The sequence below is a fragment of the Ferrimonas balearica DSM 9799 genome (assembly GCF_000148645.1).
In the GTDB taxonomy this organism is placed as follows: domain Bacteria; phylum Pseudomonadota; class Gammaproteobacteria; order Enterobacterales; family Shewanellaceae; genus Ferrimonas; species Ferrimonas balearica.
In genome coordinates, this window is record NC_014541.1 from 2,266,354 (window position 1) to 2,288,061 (window position 21,708).

Sequence of the window (21,708 nt, forward strand, 5' to 3'; positions counted from 1 at the left end):
GTCGGGCGTTTTGTTGTGCACCAACCGGCCGATCCAGGCGTACAACCACCATCAATGGCCAAAAGGACAACACCGTGAAACGCGCCCTGCTTTGGTTCCGTCACGATCTCAGACTGGACGACAATCCTGCGCTGCTTCGCGCCGCCCAGGCGAAAGAAGCGCTCTTGTGCCTCTACTGCATTGAGCCCCGCTGGTTTGTTGCTGACAACTGGCAGAGCCGCCGCGTTGGCGACCACCCCTGGCGCTTTATCAGCGAGAGTCTGCTCGACCTGGCCAACCGCCTGGAGGCTCTGGGACAACAGCTGGTGATACGCATCGGTGACCCCAACACCCTCATACCCGGGCTGATGCGCAACCACTGGATTGATAAGCTGATCTGCACCGCCCCCTTTGGCGAGGAGGAGCGCCGGCAATATCTGGCCCTCAAGCAGGAGGTGGGTGAACACCGCTGTGAAGTGTGGCAATCCCATACATTGTTCACCCTTGAGCAACTGCCCTTTGCACTGGATGAACTCCCCCCCACCTTCAGCCAGTTCCGCCGCCGGGTGCAACGGCTCGAATGGCGCCCGCTGTATCCGCCCGTCACTGAGCTCCCCAAACCTCTGGCGCTGACCAGTGAAACACCGCCTCCGGTCAGCACCCCACCCAATCCACAATACCAGGGTGGACAGACCGCGGCAGAGGCGCACCTGGCGCACTATCTGGCTGGCGCCGCGCCCAAACACTACAAGCAAACCCGAAACGCACTGGATGATTGGTCCAGCTCCACCAAGTTGTCGCCCTGGCTCGCGCAGGGCTGCCTCTCGGCCAGAACCGCAGTGGCACAGCTGGAGGCGTATGAAGCACAGCATGGCGCTAACGAGTCTACCGAATGGATCCAGGTCGAGCTGCTGTGGCGGGAGTATTTTCAGTGGCTGGCGCTTGCCCACGGCCACCGCCTGTTCGCCTTTACCGGCACCTCCGGCGTTCGCCGCCCCTGCTGCTTCTACCCGGAGCGTTTTGCCCGCTGGTGTCAGGGGCAAACGCCCTACCCCATCGTCAACGCCGCAATGAACCAACTCAATGCCACCGGCTTCCTGTCGAATCGGGCCCGCCAGTTGGTGGCCAGTGCGCTGGTGCATGAACTGGGGCTGGATTGGCGCTACGGAGCCGCCTATTTCCAGCAACAGCTGATCGACCATGATGTCGCCTGCAACTATGGCAACTGGCAGTACCTGGCTGGGGTGGGCGCTGACCCAAGAGGCTGGCGCCACTTCGATCTGGACAAACAAACGGCACTGTATGACCCGGATGGCGCGTTTGTTCGCCAGTGGCAGGGGTTGCCTGTGGCTCAGCTGGACAGTCTGGATGCCGCCGACTGGCCGGTACAGGAGGTGCCATGAAGCGACCACCGCTCCAGGTGGTGTGGCTGAAACGGGACCTTCGCTTGCAGGACCACGCCCCATTGGCGTTTGCCTGTCGCAGCGATGCCCCACTTCTGCTGTTGTATCTGTTTGAGCCCCAACTGGTGAATGATCCCCACTATGCTCCCCGTCACTGGCGTTTTGTCTGGCAGTCTCTGAAGGATCTCAACGCCGGTCTGGCCCCCCACGGGGGCCGGGTCACCTGCTGGTTTTGCGATCCCATCGATGCATTGAACCGACTGGCCAGCGACTTCACGCTGGTCCAGCTGTTGAGCCACGAAGAGACCGGACTTAGCGTCACCTTTGAGCGCGACCAGGCCGTCAGTCGGTGGTGTGATGACAACGGCGTTCCCTGGCATCAGTGGCCCAATGGCGCGGTCCAGCGGGGCTTAAACCACCGACGAGGCTGGGACGGCCATTGGCGTAAAACCATGGCGCAGCCCACGGCAGAGCCTGATTGGGCGCGGGTGCGCTGGTGCCATCTGCCGGACCAAACCATCCCTGCGGATTGGCGCTCAGCGGCCGAGGGGTTTCAGCCCGGTGGCGAGTCCGCCGCCCGCGATTGCCTTGATGGCTTTCTGGCACAGCGTGGCCGGGACTACCACCGCCATATCAGCCAACCCGGCAACAGCCGCACCAGTTGTTCCCGGCTCTCACCCTACCTGGCCTGGGGCAACCTGAGTGTACGACAGGTGATACAGCGGCTTCGGCAGGACGCGGACACGCCAGATTGGCGTCCGGCACGGCGGGCCTTGACCAGCCGGTTAAAATGGCGGGATCACTTTATTCAAAAATTTGAATCGGAATGCGCCATGGAGGGCAGGCCGATCAACCAGGCCTACCGTCACTTTCCTTACCATCAGGACGCCGACAGCGATGCCCGGCTACTGGCCTGGCAAAACGGGCAAACCGGCTACCCCCTTGTGGATGCCAGCATGCGCGCGCTGCACCAGACCGGCTACCTCAATTTCCGCATGCGGGCGATGCTGGTGAGCTTTCTCTGCCACCACCTGATGATCGACTGGCGCCGTGGCGTGCACCATCTCGCCCGGCTCTTTCTCGACTTCGAGCCGGGCATTCACTACCCCCAGTTCCAGATGCAGGCCGCCGTTACCGGCATCCACACCATTCGTATCTATAACCCGGTGAAACAAAGCCTGGAGCAGGACAGCGACGGGCAGTTTATCCAGGCATTTTGTCCGGAACTGGCCCGGCTGCCGGTGCCGGTACGGCATACCCCCTGGCAACTGACCCCAATGGAACACCTGCTGTATGAGTTTGAGCCGGGCCGGGATTACCCCAGTCCTATCATTGACCTGTCGGAAACCGGACCAAGAGCTCGCCAGTTACTGTGGCAATGGCGCGCACGACCGGATGTACAACAAGAGGGTCAACGTATCCTCGCCCGACATGTCCGGCCCAAAGCATGAAACCGGAAAAGATCTGTGCGGTATGCCATCGGCCATTCAGCTGGCGCAAAAAGTGGGCGCGATGCTGGGATGAAGTGCGCTACTGTTCAGAACGCTGCCGGCGACACCGAAACGCAAGGAAGAGTGCAACGTGACCCATACCCTGCGCCTGATTCTGGGCGACCAACTCAATGCCGACCACAGCTGGTTTCGACAACGGGACGACGGTGTGCTTTACCTCATCGCCGAACTGCACCAGGAAACCGGCTACGTACGCCACCATATCCAGAAGGTGTGCGCCTTTTTTGCCGCCATGAAGGCGTTTTCCGAAACGCTGAGTCAGGACGGACACCGAGTTCGCTATCTGACCCTGGACGACACCGCCGGTGTTGATGACCTGCCTGCTCTGCTGCAACAACAGATAGACCAGACCGGCGCCCTGCAGCTGGAGTACCAGCGGCCCGACGAGTATCGGTTGCTGGCTCAGCTGGCGGATATGTCGCTCTCCGTCCCCAGCCAGCCCTGTGATACCGAGCATTTTCTCCTGCCATTTGATGAGATCGACCGCCATTTCCAGCGGGACAAAGCGCACCGGATGGAAACCTTCTATCGAAAGATGCGGCAGCGGTTTGACCTGTTGATGGAGGGCAACAAGCCTCTGGGGGGAAAGTGGAACTACGACCCCCTGAACCGCCATGCGCTGAAACCCGGGGACTGGGACTCGATTCCCCAACCACTGCTGTTTGCCAACCCGGTGGATGAGATCATTGATCGGCTTAGCCGCCACCGGGTAGACACCATCGGCACGTTGAGCGGGCCGCTACTGTGGCCAGTAAACCGGGAGCAGGCCCGACAGCTGCTGGCGCACTTTTGCCACCACTGCCTGCCCGGGTTTGGCCGATTTCAGGATGCCCTGACCGGACAAGCACCCCATCGCTGGAGCCTGTTTCACGCCCGTTTATCGTTTGCCCTTAACACCAAGCTGCTGCATCCCATGGAGGTGCTGGACGCCGCCATCCGCGCCTTTAAACAAAACGACGGGATCGACTTGGCCCAGATAGAGGGCTTTGTCAGGCAGATTCTCGGCTGGCGGGAGTACGTGCGCGGCATCTACTGGGCCAATATGCCCGGCTATGAGACGCGAAACCACTTTGCCGCCCACCGTGCGCTGCCCTCCTGGTTCTGGACCGGCGACACCAAGATGGCCTGCCTGCATCACGCCATCAGCCAATCACTGGAGTACGCCTACGCGCACCACATCCAACGGCTGATGGTAACCGGTACATTCGCCCTGCTGATTGGGGCCGACCCGGATGAGGTCGACGCCTGGTACCTGGGGATCTACATCGATGCGATTGAGTGGGTGGAGCTGCCCAATACCCGCGGCATGAGCCAGTACGCCGATGGCGGCCTGCTGGCCTCCAAGCCTTACGCCGCCAGTGGCAACTACATCAACAAGATGAGCGACTACTGCCAGCAGTGTCACTATGACGTGAAAGCCAAAACCACAGAGAACGCCTGCCCGCTCAACAGCCTGTATTGGCACTTTATGGACCGGCATGATCGGGAGCTGGCCCGAAATCCCCGCATCGGTATGGTGTATCGCAGTTGGGATAATCAGCCCCAGTCCCAACGCGATGCGGTGCTGGCCCGTGCCAACTGGTGCCTTGAGCACATCGATTCGCTGTAGTCAGGCCGGGTGATAACGGCGGCCCCGGGGCCGCTTACCGGGTCGGGTCAGCGCCACTGGCAGAAGGGGTAAACCAGCAAAACAGGCCGTAACTGTGCTGGGTTTCAAACAGCACATCCACCTCATTATGGTGGAAGTTCAACGCCATCGCGGCCTCAACAGTGGGCGGTTTAAGGTAAGGTGCGGCTTCGCTAACATCCATTTTTCGCCCATTGATTTTGATGGAAAATTTCGGGCGGCAAACGACACAGGCCTGAGTCGAGAGCCCAGCAGAAGAGATAATGAGCAGCAACTCGTCAAGACGCTTCGTCATCTCAGCTACCGTGGGATGGCCAAGCTTTCCCGCACTGAATCCGGTACACCAATAACCAATAATCCGGTCACGGCGAGTTTCGCTCATCTGCCACTGTGCCGCCCCCTTCTCCATCAACTGCATCACGCGGTTCATCAGCAGGATTGACGCGTCCAACCCGTTGGTAGCAACCGATTTGGGCAGCGACACCAGGCAAGCATGACAACGGTGATGATGACAACTGCGCAGCTCGACCACCGTAAAGTGGTCGGTGGCGACTGAGGTGATAAGGGGGTTGAGTTGCGATATCGGCGCGCGCAGGCGAAGCCCGATATCAACTGGGTCAATAGACATCCGGAGTGTTCCTTTACGGCGACGACGGGAATCGGCTTCACTGAGTCACAGTCTCCGCGGCGCGAGACGTCACCGCCCCGAGAATGCCGCCATGAGTGGAGACAGCCCAAACCGAGGATTGGCGAGCTCACTGTGCTGTTAACACCAATGAAAGTGGCAGCAATTGTCCGGAATGGCAGCCCCCCAGTTCAATAACCTGCAGAGACCGGGTTACAAGGGAGACAAAGGCATTTAGAGTAATGGCTCTTAATTTTGCGCCAGCTCAGGGCACCGGGGATAACACCTGCTAATCGGAGTCTGAGTTGGCCGCCAGCTTCTGGTAGGCATTGCGGATCTGCATCAGCGCTTCATCCTCGGCCGCCAGACGTCGGGCAATGGCCGCCAGTGCCTGTTCATGCTGCCGCTGCTCGATGCCGCGCCCCTTGGCTTTGTAGTGAAACTCGTGGGTGATGTCGCCCCAGGCATCCTGCAATTTAGAGCGGATCTGGATTTCACACAGCTGTTCCGCCAGCTCAATGCGAGCGGCGGATTCGGTTCCCTGCACACTGTCGTAACTGACTCTGGCCAACAGGTGGATGGCGCGGTAACCGGTGGGCTTGGGTTGCGCGATGTAGTTTTCCACCTCGGCATCCAGTGACAAATGCTTTGAGGAGGCCACCAGGGTCACCATGGCGTGGCAGTCATCAACGAACCAGCACACCACCCGGGCCCCGATCATATCGGTGATCACCTCGGTTGGGTCATTGAATGGCGGCCAGCCTCGCCGGGCCAGCTTGTTGAGTACACTGGCCAGGCTTTTCACCCGGGTGGTCACCAAAACCGCTTCCCTGGGCAGGTTGTGACGACGGCAATAGGCCAACGCCAGCTGTTCGAGGCGAAGCTGCAACAGCGCCCGAACCTGTTCCAGTTCATCGCCAACACGGCTGAAGTACGACACCAACGCCGCCCTCGCCTGCTCCGCATCGCTGACCCGCTTGTGCTCAGACTGAGTCATGGCCAAATCCTTCCCGAAATCACTCACCTGAGTGTATGCCGGAACCGCCACGAAACCCTGATTTACATCAACGGCCAGGCCTCTGCCTGGCCTTATGCCATCTCCTAGCCGGAATAGGCCCGCTCCCAATCCTTCCAGACCGGTTGCAGCCCGCGGTCTGACAGCGCCTTAGCCACCGCCTGCGCTGAGCGTCCATCGTCAATGCTGAACTGTTCGAGGTCATCACTGGGCTCGGCATAACCGCCGGGGCGGGTGCTGGACGCCGCGGATGCCGTGGTGATGCCAAGAGCAAAAGCGTGATCGCGGAAATGGGCAGACTCCCGGGTCGACAGCGACAGATCCACCTCCGGGGCAAACAGGCGTAGGGCACAGATCAGCTGCAACAATTGCCGCTCCCCCACCGGGGAAACCGGTTCCAGCCCCCCGGTACAGGGCCGCAACCGGGGAAAGGAGACCGAATACCGGCTTCGCCAGTAGGTACGCTGAAGGTAATCCAGATGCAGCGCCACCATGGCGGCTTCCACCCGCCAGGCCGCCAGCCCCAGCAGCGCGCCAATGCCAATCTTGTCGATCCCGGCCTGGCCCAACCGATCAGCGGTTTCCAGCCGGAAACGAAAATCGGTCTTGTTGCCGCGCAGGTGGTGTTTGGCGTAGGTGCGGGCGTGATAGGTTTCCTGATACACCATCACCGCATCCAGTCCCAGCCGTTTCAGTTCCGCGTACTGGCCCTGCGCCAGCGGCTGAACCTCCATCTGCAGGTAGTGAAAGCGCGCTTTCACCAGCGGCACCATGCGGCGGAAATAATCCATCCCTACCTTGGTTTCGTGCTCTCCCGTCACCAGCAAAATGTTGTCAAAGCCCATCCGCTTAATGGCGGCCAGCTCCGCTTCCAGCTCCCGTTCGTCGAGGGTATGGCGCTTGATCCGGTTACTCATGCTGAAGCCACAGTAATCGCACTCGTTGGCACAAAGGTTGGACAGATACAGCGGCACATACAGGCCGATGGTGTTGCCAAAACGCTGGCGGGTCAGCCGCTGTGACTGCCGGGCCAGCGATTCAAGCAGCGGCTCACCGGCCGGCGAGATCAACGCCAGAAAGTCCTGCCAGTCCCGTCTCGGCTTGGCCAGCGCCCGCTGCACATCCGCCTCGGTTTTGCTGTTGATCTGCAGCGCCAGACTGTCCCAGTCCTGCTGCTGCCAGAGCGTGTAGAAGCTCATCGCATCACCCCAGGAAGCCGGTCAATGGACTGGTGGCGTCCGCCTGGGCCGATACCGCTCCCAGGCCCGACTCGTAGGCCATTCGCCCGGCCTCGACCGCCTGTTTAAAGGCACGCCCCATCGCCACCGGGTTACCGGCCACCGCCATGGCGGTGTTGACCAGCACAGCGTCGGCGCCGAGCTCCATGGCCCAGGCGGCGTGGGAGGGGGCGCCAATACCCGCATCCACCACCACCGGCACACTGGCCTGTTCAATGATGATGCGCAGGAAAGCCTCGGTTTTCAGCCCCTGATTGGAGCCAATCGGCGCCCCCAGTGGCATCACGGCGGCGCACCCCGCCTCTTCGAGACGCTTGCACAACACCGGGTCGGCGTGGCAGTAGGGCAACACCACAAAACCCTCGGCGCAGAGCACTTCGGCGGCCTTCAGGGTTTCGATGGGATCCGGCAGCAGATAGCGGGGATCCGGATGGATCTCCAGCTTCAGCCAGCGGGTGCCCAGCGCTTCCCGAGCCAACTGCGCCGCGTAGATCGCCTCCTCAGCGGTGCGGGCACCAGAGGTGTTAGGCAGCAGGTTCACACCCAGTGCCTTAAGCGGGGAATAGATGTCGCCCTGGCCCCCGCCCAGGTCCACCCGCTTCAGCGCCAGGGTGACCAGTTGCGAGCCGGACGCGGCGATGGTTTCCTGCATCAGGGCATCGGAAGCAAACTTGCCGGTGCCGGTGAACAGGCGGGATTCAAAGGTTTTATCAGCAATGGTCAGCATCTCAGCCTCCGGCAATCACGGAAAACAGGTCAAGGCGGTCGCCTTCGTTTAACTCGGTTTCAGGCCAGTGCCGGCGCGGCACCACCTGCCCGTTGATCGCCAGCGCCACACCGGGCTTGTCCTGACCGAGGCTGGCCAGCAACGCCGCCAGCGTGGTCGCGTCGGTCTGGTGCGGTTGGTGGTTGAGGATAATGTTCTTCATCTAGAGACTCCGCGAATCGCTACATACCGGGCATTCGGCAACGGGAGACAGCTCAAAGCGCTGCCACTGAAACTGCAAACCATCAAAACGATGCAGACCGGTCTGAACCGGCTGCCCCAACAACAAGCGCAGCGCCAGCAACGCCTGCAGGGTGCCCACGGCGCCCACCACCGGCCCCGCCACTCCGGCCTGCTGGCAGGAGTCCGGAGTCGCTGTTTCATTGGGGTCTGAGAGGCAGGCGAAACAAGCGCTGGCAGGGGTGTTCACCGGGTCGATCACCATCAGTTGTCCCTGCCAGCCGATGGCGGCACCGCTCACCAACGGCACGCCCCACGCCACGCAGGCGGCGTTGATGGCATGCCGGCTGGCCAGTTGGTCGGTGCAATCGAGCACCACATCGACCTGTTCCAGCAACGCCGGCAGGCGCTCTGCCGTCGCCATCCCGGCAATGGCCTCCACGCTCAGACCGGGGTTGTGCGCCGCCACCCATTGCGCCGCCGCGGTCACCTTCAGTTCACCCACCTGATCCGGTCGGTAGAGGGTTTGTCGAGGCAGGTTGGACAGGGAGACGGTGTCAGCGTCCACCAGACGCAGCTGCCCCACCCCAGCGCCAGCAAGGTACTGCAGTGCCGGGCAGCCCAGGCCACCCAGGCCGATCAGCAACACCCGTTGTCGAGCCAGTTGCCCCTGCCCCGGCTCGCCCCACTGTGGCATCAGCAGTTGGCGGCCGAAGCGCAGATAGTCGTTATCGCTCAGCATCGACGGACTCCAGGGTGGGGGCCGATTCAAAGGCCTGTTGCAGTTGCGCCAGGGCCACGGCAACGTCATCGGCCTGGGTCACCGCGCGCACCACGGCGATGCTGCCGACGCCGGATTGTGCCACCTGATAGGCGCGAGAGACGTCGATGCCGCCAATGGCCACTGCCGGACAATGGGGCTGCACCAACGCCACATAGCGACCGAGGCGCGCCAACCCCTGCGGGGCCGAGGGCATCTCCTTAGTGGGCGTCGGAAAGATGTGGCCAAGGGCGATGTAGCTGGGCTTCAGGGCATGGGCCCGCAGGATCTCGTAATAGCCGTGGGTGGACAGCCCCAGGCGCAGTCCGGCGCGCTCAATCGCTGCCAGATCGGCGGTTTCCATATCCTCCTGACCCAGATGCACGCCGTAGGCGCCGTGCTCGATGGCCAGTTGCCAGTAGTCATTGATAAAGAGGCGGGCCTGGTGCTGATGGCCCAAAACGATCGCCCGTTGAATGTCCGCTGACACCGCCTCAGGTGACTTGTCCTTGATGCGCAGCTGCAGGGTTTTCACCCCCAGTGCCAGCAGACGTTCCACCCACTCCACGCTGTCCACCACCGGGTAGATCCCCAGGGCCGAAACATCACAACGGGCGAAGGGCTGCTGCGGCAGTTGCACGCTGGCTTCCAGGCCGTAGGCCCGGGCCAGTTCACTGCCCGGCAGGGGCACAGTGGGGAAACTGTCGAGCCGTTGCGGCCAACCGGTTCGGGCCAGCGGGCCCGGCCCGGCGCCCAATGCCACGGCGCCCATCAGGCCGTTATGCAGGTACGCCCGCACCACTGCCAGCGCGTCCTCCATCACGTAGCCCTGAGCCAGCACCGTCGCCAGGGCGGAAGCCAGGGTACAGCCGCTGCCGTGGGTGTGTTGGGTGGCGATGCGGGGGCCATCGAACAGCGTGGTCAACGCCGCGCTGCTGAAATAGTCCACGCAACGGCCCGGATGCAGATGGTCAAAGTGGCCGCCTTTGGCCAGCACCGCCCGGGCGCCCCGTTGATGCAACTGTTGGCAGGCCGCCACCACCGCAGCGGGGGAATCGATCACCATGCCGGTCAGGGCCGCCAGTTCATCGCCATTCGGGGTGATGACTTCGACATAGGGCAGCAGCGCATCGAACTGGTCACTGGCTTCACAGACGTTCAGCATGCCGCCGGAGCTGGCCACCAGCACCGGGTCCAGAATCACCGGTGGTAACCCGGCCTGATGCGCCGCAAACCAGTCCGCCAGTGCCTCAATATGGGCCGGGCCCGGCAGCAGGCCAATCTTAATGGCCTGGGGCGGCAAGTCGGCCCACAGGGTATCGAGCTGGGCCAGCATCCCCTTGACCGACACCGCTTCAACGTGGTCCACCGCCACGGAGCTTTGCGCCGTGATGCAGGTGATCACCGAACAGCCGTGGCCACCGAGGTCGCGCATGGTCAGCAGGTCCGCCTGGATCCCGGCACCGCCGCCGGAATCACTGCCGGCGATGGTCCAGACGATGGGCGGTTTGCCCAGGGTTTGGGGCGATACCGCTGCCCCGTCTGATTGCGTCATTGCTTAAGCCTCGGATTGAACCTTTGAGTAGAGTTGCGCACCGCTCTGGCGGAACTCCTCCGCCTTGGCGGCCATACCGGCATCGGCGTCGAGCTGTTCAATCTCGATCAACGCCTCCGGATTGGCGGCAGCGTAGTCGCGCACCTCCTGAGTGATCTTCATGGAGCAGAACTTGGGCCCGCACATGGAGCAGAAGTGGGCCACCTTGGCGCTCTCCTGGGGCAGCGTGGCATCGTGGTAGGCTTTGGCGGTTTCCGGATCCAGCGACAGATTGAACTGGTCCTCCCAGCGGAATTCGAAGCGGGCCAGTGACAGCGCGTTATCGCGGATCTGAGCGCCCGGGTGGCCCTTGGCGACGTCAGCGGCGTGGGCAGCAATCTTGTAGGCGATCAGGCCCTGCTTGACGTCCTCTTTGCCCGGCAGACCCAGATGTTCCTTGGGGGTGACGTAGCAGAGCATGGCGCAGCCGTACCAGCCGATCATGGCGGCACCGATGCCGGAGGTGAAGTGGTCGTAGCCCGGTGCTACATCGGTGATCTGCGGGCCCAGGGTGTAAAACGGCGCCTCCATGCAGTCCTGCAACTGCTTCTCCATATTGATCTTCACCAGGTGCATCGGCACATGGCCCGGGCCTTCGATAATGGTCTGCACATCGTGTTGCCAGGCGATACGGGTCAACTCACCCAGGGTTTCCAGCTCGGCGAACTGGGCCCGGTCATTCGCGTCGACAATGGCGCCGGGGCGCATGCCATCCCCCAACGAGAGTGAGACGTCGTACTGGGCACAGATGCGGCAGATTTCATCGAAATGCTCATAGAGAAAGTTCTCTTTGTGGTGGTAGAGACACCACTTGGCCATGATCGAGCCCCCGCGGGAGACGATGCCTGTGACCCGCTCGGCGGTCATCGGTACGTAACGCAGCAGGACGCCCGCATGGATGGTGAAGTAATCCACCCCCTGCTCGGCCTGCTCAATCAGGGTGTCGCGGAACACCGCCCAGGTCAGGTCTTCGGCCACGCCGTTCACCTTCTCCAGCGCCTGATAGATCGGCACCGTGCCGATGGGCACCGGCGAGTTACGGATGATCCACTCCCGGGTTTCGTGGATATGGCGGCCGGTGGAGAGATCCATCACAGTGTCCGCGCCCCAGCGGCAGGACCATACCAGTTTCTCCACCTCCTCTTCGATGGAGGAGCTGACGGAGGAGTTGCCGATGTTGGCGTTGACCTTCACCAGGAAGTTACGGCCGATGATCATCGGCTCCGCTTCCGGGTGGTTGATGTTGGCGGGGATGATGGCGCGGCCACGGGCGATCTCGTCGCGCACAAACTCCGGGGTGATCGCCTCCGGCAGGTTGGCGCCGAAGCTCTGACCCGGGTGGGTCCGCTTCAGGATCTCGTTGCGGATCCGCTCCCGCCCCAGGTTCTCCCGGATCGCCACATACTCCATCTCGGGGGTGACAATGCCGGCACGGGCATAGTGAAGCTGGGTCACGTTGCGTCCCGGCTTGGCCCGACGAGGCTTGGGCAGCTGCTCGAACCGCAGGTGGTCGAAGCCGCCGTCGGCCAGGCGCTGCTGGGTAAAGTGGGAGCTGGCACCGGACAGGGTTTCGCTGTCCTCCCGCTCCAGAATCCAGTCGCGGCGCAACGGTTTGAGGCCCGCTCGCACGTCCAGATTGGCGTTGGGATCGCTGTAGGGCCCGGCGGTGTCATACACCGGTATCGCCTCGTTGTCGCGGGTGATGGGGTTGTGCTGGTCACCGCCGATGACCGAGGGCGACTGGTCAATCTCGCGCATGCCGACACGGATGTCCGGGCGGGAGCCGGTCAGGTACAGCTTGCGGGAGTTGGGAAACGGGTTTCCCTGCAGGTTATCCAGATAGTGCTGTGCCGCATCGCGGCGTTGACGGCGGGAAAGGCCGTTATTGGGGGTGTCAGTCGACATTGCAATCTCCAAGTGTTCCCTATGGAAAATTGCCTGTCGGACGTGAGCCTGCTGGCGAACAATTTGAGCGCCCACGAGTGCGTGATTAACTCGATTACTGGCCGAGGAGCCAATGGGGGCGTTGCTTGTTTTCCTACGCCGGTACTAACCGGTTCAGGTTCCACGGATCCCGCTTTCGCGATCTCAGCCCATTCAACTGGGCACTCCGACAAGACCGGGGCAGTATGGCAACATCATCCGGCCAATACAACTCGGAACAGTGGCGAAGCCTCACCCATAACTCCGCCTAAAAACCAAAGAGAAGCCAGCCACTGATTGGTGCCAGGCGCTCAGCCCAAGCCTTTGAAAAAGTGCGGCATGGCTCCCAGAACCGGCGCGTTGGAGAAGAGAATATTCGAACCGGTTGCTACACTGCAAACGCCCGATGGGACGCCCTCTGCGCCCAGCAACGGAACCGAAAAGAGAAGTCCGATGTCCGCCTACCAAACCCTACTGGACGACGCCGCCCGACTGGTGCGTCAAACCAACCTGACTCCGGCCCAGAAGCAGCTGGCCCTGTACCAGCGACTGGAAGCCGCCCTGCCCGGTTGCGCCTACGACGACGAGGTGGCCGAGGCGGTCAGCAGTGGCCTGCTGCACGAGATGTTTGAACCGGCGGCGCCCTTTAAACCGCGCTACACCCTGCCGGACTACGCCGTCACCCTGAACCAGGGCAGCGCCTTTTTGGAACTTGAGCCGGCAGAGGATTTCGATGACGCCCTGCACCTGCTCACTATCCTCTATCAGCACGTGCCGTCGGTGACCACCTACCCGGTGTTCCTGGGCCATCTGGACACCCTGCTGGAACCCTATGCCGCGGAACTGAGCGACGAGCAGCTCTACCGCAAGTTGCGCCGCTTCTGGCAGATGATCGACCGCATCGTGCCGGACTCCTTTGCCCACGTGAACCTGGGTCCGCAGGACAGCCGTGTTGGCCGCTCTCTGCTGCGCATCGACGCCGAACTGGCGCAGGCGGTGCCCAACCTGACCTTCCGTTATCAGCAGGGGATCACGCCGGATGATCTGCTTGAGCAACTGACCGACAACATCATCCGTTGCAACAAGCCCCACATCGCCAACCATGAGCGCATCGCCCGTGACTTCGAGGGCGACTACGCCAACGTCAGCTGCTTTAACTCGCTGCCGTTGGGCGGCGGTGCCCACACCCTGCTGCGCCTGAATCTGCGGGTCTCCTTTGGCCTGTGCGATGGCACGGTGGAGGACTACCTGGCCAACGCCCTGCCCCGCTGCGTTGACCTGATGACCCGTGGCCTGGCACACCGCATCAATGCGCTGGTGGAAGACACCCAGTTCTACCGCCACCACTTCCTCTGTCAGGAGGGTCTGCTGGACCCGGCGAAGTTCACCGCCATGTTTGGGATCTACGGCACCGCCGAACTGGTCAACCAACTGATGGCGGCTCAGGGCAAAACCGGTCGTTACGGCCTGGATGAGGAAGCCAATGTGCTGGCCGAGCGCATCATCGCTGCCTACGCCGAAGCGGTTGAGGCGATCCGCCTCCCGCACTGCCTGGACAACAAGGTGATGCTGCACGCCCAGTCCGGCATCTCTTGCGACACCGAAGAGACCGCCGGCACCCGCATTCCGATCGGTGAAGAGCCGGACCCGGCCAGCTACATCCGCGCCACCGCCCGGATGCACACCTACTTCCAGGCCGGGGTCAGTGACATCCTTGGATTTGACCCGACCATCCGCCGCAATCCCGACGCACTGACCCGCCTGATCAAGGGTGGCTTCCGCCTCGGCATGCGGGTATTCACCGCCAACCTGTCCGACAGCGATCTGGTTCGGGTCACCGGTTTTCTGGTGAAAAAGTCCGACATTGAGAAGTACCGTCAGCAGGCGGAGCGTCACACCTCGACGGCGCTGGGACTGGAGGCGGTGGACGTGGGTCAGATCCTGTCTCGCCAGGCCCGCACCCTGAACCACGAACAGAACCCCACCAACCTGTGGTAAGCCTGAAACCGATGGGGCCGGCTCAGACCGGCCTTCGCTTTGGCAAACTGACGGCGCCCGCCCTGCAGGCGCCGGTTAACCGCATCCTGCCGTTCTCCTGTGTTGACGGGCCGGGCAGCCGGATGGTGGTGTTCTTCCAGGGCTGCAACATGAACTGCCCCAGTTGCCACAACCCGCACACCATCGGCCACTGCAACCACTGCCTCGACTGTGTGCCCCACTGCCCGAACGGCGCCCTGGTGGACGCCAGCGTCAACGGCAAGCGCAAGCTGGCGCACAGCGCGCCGCAGTGCCAGAACTGCGAAAGCTGTTTGCCGCACTGTGGCCGCAATGGCAGCCCATATGCCCGTCGCCATGACGTCGCCAGTCTGGTGAAACAGATCGCCGACCACGCCCCCTTGCTGGATGGGGTGACCTTCTCCGGCGGTGAAGCCACCCTCCAGCACCGCTTTCTTGGCGCGCTGATGGCACAGCTGAAACAGCACCCGGAGTGCGCACACCTTAACCTGTTGATCGACTCCAACGGCTTAACCGATGGGGCGCATTGGGACGGTTTGCTGCCCCATGCCGATGGCGTGATGCTGGACATTAAGGCGATGGATCCGGCACTGCACAAAACCCTCACCGGTCGCGACAATGCCAAGGTGCTGGCCAGTGCCCGATTGCTGGCAGAGCAGGACAAGCTGGCGGAGCTGCGGTTTTTGCTGATCGAGCACCACAACGACAGCGATGCCGAGCTGGATGCCCTGGCCGCGTTTATCCGAGCCTTGCCGGGGCAGCGACCGCTGAAACTTAACGGCTTCCGCCATCACGGCGTTCGGGAGCAAGCCCGCCAGTGGGCTGAAACCACCGAACTCCGCTTGCAACAAGTGGCCAGCCGGTTGCAGCAACAGGGCATCGACGCCCGCATCAACGCCGCGCCCTGACCCTTGCGAGCTGACGGGGGCACTGTTAACCTTGCTCGCCCCCGCAGTACAGGAGTTCCCCCATCGTGTCACCATTGCTGCAACGTGACGTCTATCTGTTTGACCTCGACAACACCCTCTACGCACCGGAATCCGGCATCCTTGACCAGGTTGGCCAGCGCATGCGCGACTTTGTCGCCCGCCAGTTTGACCTGACCCCCACCGACGCCCACGAATTCTGCCAACGCTACTACAAACAGTACGGAGGCACCCTGCGCGGCCTGCAACTGCATCACCCGGAAGTGGACCTGGAAGCGTTCTCCCATTACGCCCACGATGTCGCCCTGGATGCGCTGCCGCGGGTACCAGAGCTGGCCGATGAACTGCTGGCTACCGAGAAACGCCGAATCCTCTTTACCAACTCCCCCCGCGCCTACGCCGAACGACTGCTCGACCATCTGGGCCTGAGCCACTGCTTCGAAGGGCTGTTCAGCGTTGAGCAGGTGGATTTTCAGATGAAGCCCCACCCCCACGCCTTCAAAACCATCTGCGATCACTTTGGTTTTCACGCCGACAGCGCGGTGATGTTTGATGACCAGCCGGACAACCTGAGTACCGCCCGCACCATGGGGATGCGCACGGTTCTGGTCAACCGTCATGACCTGGCCAATCCGGACGCCTGCTACCGCACCGAAGACCTGACCGACTTCCTCAGCCGCCTCAACCGCGCCTGAGCCCCCCCTCCCGTCCGGATCGACTACCCTTGCAGTTACCACTGCCTGGGCGGGAGGGCCCCATGATCCGCCACTACTACCTCAGCACCAGCCTTTGGGAGCTGCAACTGGTGGAGCGGCAGCTGGAAAAACAGGGATTGAGTCCAGCCCAGATCCACGTGCACAGCCGCCACCCAACCCTGTTACGGCGCTTCCACCTGCTGCCGGTGTCCTCCCTGATGCTCTATGACCTGCTCTATTACGCCTGGCGGGGCCTCCAGCTTGGCGCCGGGCTGGCGATGGCATTGCTGGCTCTGGCGTTTTGGTGGGGTGTCGGAGAACTGGGTTGGGTGCCGATCTGGATGTTTGCCGCGCTGGTGCTTGGCTTTTGTACCTGGGAAGGTGGCCTGATTGGCCTGCAGCACCCGCACCATCGCATCGACAGCTTTGACAAAGCGATCGCTCAGGGGATGCACCTGATGATGGTCGATGTGGCGCCAGGACAACGTCACTCTCTGGATGCCGTGGTGGCCCGCCATCCCGGCCTGATGGCCCAGGGCACCGCCGAGGGGGTGCCTCAGCCCATGCTCACCTTTCAGGAGCGGGTGATGCAGTGGCGCAGCCGCAAGCCGCGTTGATCGCCCCGACTCTGCGCACAGTGCACCAAAACGCCCCCACTTATGGGGGCGTTTTCTATTCAGGCCGGTGATGGGCCTGGCCATCAGGAATCGTCCAGATTTTTCCTCGACGCCACCTCCGGCGCCCTTGCCGGGGCATGCAGAACCTGGTGCCCCCGAAACCCTCTCAAGGTGCCGATAGCCGCAGTCAGCCAGGCACACAGCAGCCCGACAAACAGCAGGACCGCAGCCCACTCGAACAACGGCAGTCCCGTATGCAGCGCGATTTGCGTGGTGCCGGTTACGCACGTGCCCACCGGAAAGGTAAACGCCCACCAGGTCAGCGCAAACGGCATCTTCTTACGGAACGCGCGTAACGTCAGCAGGGCCGCCATAAAGGACCAATAGAAAGCAAAACCCCAAACCGGAATGCCATACAGCGTTGCCATCGCATTCAGGCTGCCGGCCAGGGGCTGGTCAACAATGTTCAGCGCGACCAGCCCCAGCGCGCCAGCCGCTGTCACCGACTGGCCCAACGGCCCCAATACAATCCAGAGCGTCGGCACCCTTGCCCCGCCGGAGGTGCCGTAGTGCGCTAACCGGCTCCAGATCAGGGTGATGATGATCAGCGCCCCAACCAGACTGACACCAAACAGGGCGTAACAGAGGTAGAGCATGGTCTGTTGCAGGACCAACCCGGACGCATGGGGGATCAGCATGGCCCCAATGGCAGCCGACACCATTGGCGAGACCACCGGCATCAGCCATCCCCCGAACGCCGCATCCGGACGCACCCTGTGGTGGGTGAACAGCCGAAACGGCACTACGATGGCAACGACAAAGCCACTGACGGTGCCGACAAGCCACAGGGTCCAGGCGATGGCCAGTACCACCGGTTCAGAGAAAACATGATGGCCAAACAGCAAGGTGCCGCCGGCGATGGTCATCAGTGCCATCGGCGGTGCGCCCCAGAACTGGGACATGACGGGGTCATCGAAGTGATGTCTGTAGACATGGGGCTTCAGCAGCGCCTGCAGCAGCAACACCACCAACAGGGTGATCAGCATCAGGCTGGCGAGGGACCACACCACAAAGCCAAAGCCCGCCAGCCTGGGGCCCACCACCGGCAGGCCAATCGCGGCATTGGCAATGATTCCGGTGCCCATTACCGAGGCAAACCAGTTGGGGCCAAAATGGCGACCAATGGCTTGCGGATCGTTCGCTGACATTGCGCTTTCCTTAACGGCCCACTGGCGCCGTCCGGCCTGTGGGCTTACCGCCTACTGTGGTGTCCATGAATCCATATGGAGTTTCCAGTCCTCGCGGCGCACCAACCTGAGAACAGGCGCCGGTGAAGGGCTTTGTGGGGCAGCGCTGTGCCTATCCCACCCTCAATCAGGCGCTGGTGAAAAAGTGCGCCAGCCGGTTAAAGAAGGTGTACTCACTCTCCAGCGCCATGATGGCCACCAGCACCAGAATCGCCAGTGGCGGCAGCAGGATCGCGTAGATCAACGCCAGACGCTCCCACATCATGTGCATAAACACACTGATGATCAGGCCCGCTTTGAGCACCATAAAGATGAGGATAAGGCTCCAGCGCAGCATCCCTTCCAGGTGCATGTAATCCACCATGTAGGAGAGTGCTGACAGCACAAACAGCAGGAACCAGATCTTAAAGTAGAGGCCGAGGGGATGTTGCTGTGCCTGTTCCATACCCGCTCCTTACCACAGATAGAAGAAGGCGAAGATAAAGACCCAAACCAGGTCCACGAAGTGCCAGTAAAGGCCAACGGTTTCGACAATGCCGTAATCGCCACTGGCCTCGTAATCGCCCCGCCCCACTTTGTGGGCGTAGATCACCAGCAGCAGGACACCGATGGAGACATGCAGGCCGTGAAAGCCGGTGATCATGTAGAAGGCGGCGCCAAACTGGGCGGCACCCAGCGGGTTACCCCAGGGGCGCACCCCCTCCTCGATCAACTTGCTCCACTCGAACGCCTGCATCCCGACAAAACTGGCACCCAGTATGGCCGTCACCCACATCAACGTGGCGGCCACCTTGCGGTTGCGGCGATAGCCATAGTTCACCGCCAGTGCCATGGTGCCGCTGGAGGTGATGAGGATAAAGGTCATGATGGCGATCAACACCAGTGGGATGGTGTGTCCGGCGATGGTCAGGGCGAACACCTCGTCGGCCACCGGCCAGGGCTCCACCGCCGACATCCTCACCGTCATGTAGCCCACCAGGAAGGTGCCGAAGATAAAGGTGTCGCTGAGCAGGAAGATCCACATCATCGCCTTGCCCCAGGACACCTTGAAGGTCTCCTGGTCGTGGCTCCAGTCGGACACCACCGTGGCCCAGCCGCGCTCTTGGCTCTGCATCATCCTCTCCTTAAGGCCCCTCAATCGGCTGCACACCACAAAGGGCAGCCAGGGCCTGGTACGTCGCGGGACTGCTGGTCAGCAGCGCAAACAACACCAGCCACAGTGCCAACAGAAAATGCCAGTACTGGGCCAGCAGGGTTAACCGGTTCAGGGTGGTGGCCGAGGCATGGCGCCACAGCCGCGGCAACGCGCCGCCCCAGATCGCCAGCCCGACCAACAGATGGGCGGCATGCAGGCCGGTTAACAGGAAAAAGAAGCTGGCAGCCGGGGTGCTGTTCACGCCATAACCACGGCTGGCAAAGCTTTGCCACACCTGCCACTGGCCAAACAGGAACGCCAGTGCCGCCAGTCCGGCCAGCACCAGGCAGCCTTTAAGCAACACCTCGGCATGATGACGGCCACTGAGCAGCGCGCCGTGCAGCAACAGCGAACTCATCAACAGGTACGCGGTGTTGCGCCACAACGGCATCGGGTCAAACAGCGGCTGCCAGGGGGCTTCGGTGAGTGGCTGCCAGTCGCCCAGCTGGGAGCGGATGATCATCGCCAAAAAGAACAGCATGAACATCGAGGTGATCACCCCGAACAGGAAGTAGACGCCGGTGCGCAATGCCCGGGCCGGGGAGCGTGAGGACGACGGCACCCCCGGGCTTAGCCAGGGCTTCTCAGTCAACGTGGCCATCAGCGCACCTCCTGTGGGTCAGCATCGCCGGGGGGCATGGGGGCCTGCCCGTGTTGGCCGGATTCCGTCAGCCCCCAGTCGCTGGTTTGTGGCAGGAAGTCTTCCGGCGCCCCGGGCACGCTGTAGTCGTAAGCCCAACGGTACACCACCGGCAGTTCCGGTCCCCAGTTACCGTGGCCCGGCGGCGTATGCGGGGTTTGCCACTCAAGACTGGCCGCGCCCCAGGGGTTGGGGCCGGACTCCCGCCCCCGGAAGTAGCTCCAGGCCAGATTGAAAAGGAACAGCAATTGGGCGAAACCCACGATCAGTGCCGCCACAGTGATAAAGGCATTGAGGCCCGCGGCCTCCGGGGGAATGAAGTCGTAGTTGTCGAAGTTGTAGTAGCGGCGCGGCATCCCCAACACCCCGGCGTAGTGCATCGGGAAGAAGATGGCCCAGGTGCCGAGGAAGGTGATCCAGAAGTGCAGCTTGCCAATGGTGTCATTGAGCATTTTGCCGGTGATTTTTGGATACCAGTGATAGATGCCCGCAAAGATCACCATGATCGGCGCCACACCCATCACCATATGGAAATGGGCCACCACAAAGTAGGTGTCAGACAGTGGCAGATCCACCACCACGTTGCCGAGGAACAGGCCGGTCATGCCGCCAAACACAAAGGTGAGGATAAAGGAGATGGCAAACAGCATCGGTACGTTCAGGCGGATGTTGCCCCGCCACAGCGTCAGTACCCAGTTGTAGACCTTAATGGCCGTTGGTACCGCGATGATCAGGGTGGAGATGGCAAAGAAGAAACCGAAATAGGGGTTCATCCCCGAGACGTACATATGGTGTGCCCACACCACAAAGCTCAGGCCACCGATGCCGACAATGGCCCACACCATCTGCCGGTAGCCGAAGATGTTCTTGCGGGCATGGGTGCTGATCAGGTCTGAGACGATGCCAAAAGCCGGCAGCGCCACGATGTACACCTCCGGATGCCCGAAGAACCAGAACAGGTGCTGGAACAGAATGGGGCTGCCGCCGCCATAATCCATCTGCTGCCCCATCGACACCAATGCCGGCATAAAGAAACTGGTGCCCAGCAGCTTATCGAACAGCATCATCACGGCGCTGACAAACAGTGCCGGGAAGGCGAACAGCGCCAGCACGGTAGCGGTGAAGATCCCCCAGATGGTCAGCGGCATCCGCATCAGCGACATGCCCCGGGTGCGCGCCTGGAGCACCGTGGTGACGTAGTTCAGCCCGCCCATGGTGGCCGCTACGATAAAGATCGCCAGCGACACCAGCATCAGCACAATGCCGCCATCCACCCCCGGTGTCCCAGGCAGGATCGCCTGGGGCGGATAGAGGGTCCAGCCCGCCCCGGAGGGCCCGCCGGTAACAAAGAAACTGGCCAGCAGCACCACCACCGCGAGGAAGTAGAACCAGAAGCTGAGCATATTGAGGAACGGGAACACCATGTCCCGCGCTCCCACCATCAGCGGGATCAGGTAGTTGCCAAAGCCGCCCAAAAACAGGGCGGTTAACAGGTACACCACCATGATCATCCCGTGCATGGTGACCATCTGGTAGTACTCAGAGGGGTTAATAAAGTCGAATTGCCCCGGAAAGCCCAGTTGCAGGCGCATCAAACCGGACAGAAACAGGGCCACCATACCGATGGCGATGGCCGTCAGGGTGTACTGGATGGCGATGGTTTTGTGGTCCTGGCTGAACACGTAGGTCTGCCAGAACCCCAATTCATGGTGCGCGTCGTGTGAGTCCTGTTGTGTGGTCATGCGACCCCC

General features: G+C 62.0%; 21 protein-coding genes and 1 riboswitch. Of the genes, 8 read left to right on the plus strand and 13 right to left on the minus strand.

Features of this window, described 5'->3' with window-relative positions:
• Positions 1–74: 74 nt before the first annotated feature.
• Genes FBAL_RS10300 through FBAL_RS10310 form a run of 4 tightly spaced genes read left to right on the plus strand, consistent with a single transcriptional unit; the run spans position 75 to position 4,502 of the window.
• A complete protein-coding gene (locus FBAL_RS10300; RefSeq protein ID WP_013345532.1) occupies positions 75–1,382 on the plus strand; it encodes a DASH family cryptochrome in 1,308 nt (435 codons plus the stop codon).
• Positions 1,379–2,833: an FAD-binding domain-containing protein gene (locus FBAL_RS10305; RefSeq protein WP_013345533.1), complete on the plus strand. Its 1,455-nt coding sequence runs from the start codon at positions 1,379–1,381 to the stop codon at positions 2,831–2,833. The genes FBAL_RS10300 and FBAL_RS10305 overlap by 4 nt, the downstream gene beginning before the upstream one ends.
• A complete protein-coding gene (locus tag FBAL_RS19950) occupies positions 2,830–2,967 on the plus strand; it encodes a DUF2256 domain-containing protein (RefSeq protein ID WP_013345534.1) in 138 nt (45 codons plus the stop codon). Before FBAL_RS10305 ends, FBAL_RS19950 begins: the two co-directional genes overlap by 4 nt.
• Complete coding sequence (locus tag FBAL_RS10310) at positions 2,964–4,502, plus strand: cryptochrome/photolyase family protein (RefSeq protein WP_013345535.1); 1,539 nt, start codon at positions 2,964–2,966, stop codon at positions 4,500–4,502. Before FBAL_RS19950 ends, FBAL_RS10310 begins: the two co-directional genes overlap by 4 nt.
• Positions 4,503–4,536: 34 nt before the next feature.
• Here FBAL_RS10310 and FBAL_RS10315 read toward each other — a convergent pair whose 3' ends face one another.
• The 8 genes from FBAL_RS10315 to thiC form a co-directional block, all read right to left on the minus strand.
• A complete protein-coding gene (locus tag FBAL_RS10315; RefSeq protein WP_013345536.1) occupies positions 4,537–5,148 on the minus strand; it encodes a hypothetical protein in 612 nt (203 codons plus the stop codon).
• A gap of 286 nt (positions 5,149–5,434) precedes the next feature.
• Positions 5,435–6,142, minus strand: a complete 708-nt coding sequence (locus FBAL_RS10320) for a GTP pyrophosphokinase (protein ID WP_013345537.1) — start codon at positions 6,140–6,142, stop codon at positions 5,435–5,437.
• A gap of 104 nt (positions 6,143–6,246) precedes the next feature.
• Positions 6,247–7,359, minus strand: coding sequence for a 2-iminoacetate synthase ThiH (gene thiH, locus FBAL_RS10325; protein ID WP_013345538.1), 1,113 nt, complete (start codon positions 7,357–7,359; stop codon positions 6,247–6,249).
• A 4-nt stretch (positions 7,360–7,363) separates the two neighbouring features.
• Positions 7,364–8,125: a thiazole synthase gene (locus tag FBAL_RS10330; RefSeq protein WP_013345539.1), complete on the minus strand. Its 762-nt coding sequence runs from the start codon at positions 8,123–8,125 to the stop codon at positions 7,364–7,366.
• 1 nt (position 8,126) lies between these two features.
• Positions 8,127–8,327 carry a sulfur carrier protein ThiS gene (gene thiS, locus FBAL_RS10335; protein WP_013345540.1) on the minus strand — a complete coding sequence of 67 codons (201 nt, stop codon included), beginning with the start codon at positions 8,325–8,327 and terminating at the stop codon, positions 8,127–8,129.
• Positions 8,328–9,086, minus strand: coding sequence for a HesA/MoeB/ThiF family protein (locus FBAL_RS10340; RefSeq protein WP_013345541.1), 759 nt, complete (start codon positions 9,084–9,086; stop codon positions 8,328–8,330).
• Positions 9,073–10,659 carry a thiamine phosphate synthase gene (gene thiE / locus FBAL_RS10345; RefSeq protein WP_013345542.1) on the minus strand — a complete coding sequence of 529 codons (1,587 nt, stop codon included), beginning with the start codon at positions 10,657–10,659 and terminating at the stop codon, positions 9,073–9,075. The genes FBAL_RS10340 and thiE overlap by 14 nt, the downstream gene beginning before the upstream one ends.
• A 3-nt stretch (positions 10,660–10,662) precedes the next feature.
• On the minus strand, positions 10,663–12,603 hold the full coding sequence (gene thiC / locus FBAL_RS10350) for a phosphomethylpyrimidine synthase ThiC (protein WP_013345543.1): 1,941 nt from the start codon (positions 12,601–12,603) through the stop codon (positions 10,663–10,665).
• A 112-nt stretch (positions 12,604–12,715) separates the two neighbouring features.
• Positions 12,716–12,821, minus strand: a riboswitch (TPP riboswitch).
• A gap of 253 nt (positions 12,822–13,074) precedes the next feature.
• Between thiC and FBAL_RS10355 the strand changes: the two genes are divergently transcribed.
• The 4 genes from FBAL_RS10355 to FBAL_RS10370 all read left to right on the plus strand — a co-directional run bounded on the left by FBAL_RS10355 (position 13,075) and on the right by FBAL_RS10370 (position 16,875).
• A complete protein-coding gene (locus tag FBAL_RS10355; RefSeq protein WP_013345544.1) occupies positions 13,075–14,619 on the plus strand; it encodes a YjjI family glycine radical enzyme in 1,545 nt (514 codons plus the stop codon).
• Positions 14,613–15,545 (plus strand): YjjW family glycine radical enzyme activase, encoded by a 933-nt coding sequence (locus tag FBAL_RS10360; RefSeq protein ID WP_216086784.1) that lies wholly within the window; start codon positions 14,613–14,615, stop codon positions 15,543–15,545. Before FBAL_RS10355 ends, FBAL_RS10360 begins: the two co-directional genes overlap by 7 nt.
• 65 nt (positions 15,546–15,610) lie before the next feature.
• On the plus strand, positions 15,611–16,258 hold the full coding sequence (locus FBAL_RS10365; protein ID WP_013345546.1) for a pyrimidine 5'-nucleotidase: 648 nt from the start codon (positions 15,611–15,613) through the stop codon (positions 16,256–16,258).
• A 62-nt stretch (positions 16,259–16,320) separates the two neighbouring features.
• A complete protein-coding gene (locus tag FBAL_RS10370; RefSeq protein ID WP_013345547.1) occupies positions 16,321–16,875 on the plus strand; it encodes a hypothetical protein in 555 nt (184 codons plus the stop codon).
• A gap of 83 nt (positions 16,876–16,958) precedes the next feature.
• Here the strand turns inward: FBAL_RS10370 and FBAL_RS10375 are convergent, their stop codons facing one another.
• The 5 genes from FBAL_RS10375 to FBAL_RS10395 form a co-directional block, all read right to left on the minus strand.
• A complete protein-coding gene (locus FBAL_RS10375) occupies positions 16,959–18,083 on the minus strand; it encodes a TDT family transporter (protein WP_013345548.1) in 1,125 nt (374 codons plus the stop codon).
• 166 nt (positions 18,084–18,249) lie between these two features.
• Complete coding sequence (locus FBAL_RS10380) at positions 18,250–18,567, minus strand: cytochrome C oxidase subunit IV family protein (protein ID WP_013345549.1); 318 nt, start codon at positions 18,565–18,567, stop codon at positions 18,250–18,252.
• A 9-nt stretch (positions 18,568–18,576) separates the two neighbouring features.
• Entirely contained in the window at positions 18,577–19,239 is a 663-nt protein-coding gene (locus FBAL_RS10385) for a heme-copper oxidase subunit III family protein (protein ID WP_148226735.1), read from the minus strand.
• Positions 19,240–19,246: 7 nt separating this feature from the next.
• A complete protein-coding gene (locus FBAL_RS10390) occupies positions 19,247–19,918 on the minus strand; it encodes a cytochrome c oxidase subunit 3 (protein ID WP_013345551.1) in 672 nt (223 codons plus the stop codon).
• On the minus strand, positions 19,918–21,699 hold the full coding sequence (locus FBAL_RS10395) for a cytochrome c oxidase subunit I (protein ID WP_013345552.1): 1,782 nt from the start codon (positions 21,697–21,699) through the stop codon (positions 19,918–19,920). Before FBAL_RS10395 ends, FBAL_RS10390 begins: the two co-directional genes overlap by 1 nt.
• Positions 21,700–21,708: the final 9 nt, after the last annotated feature.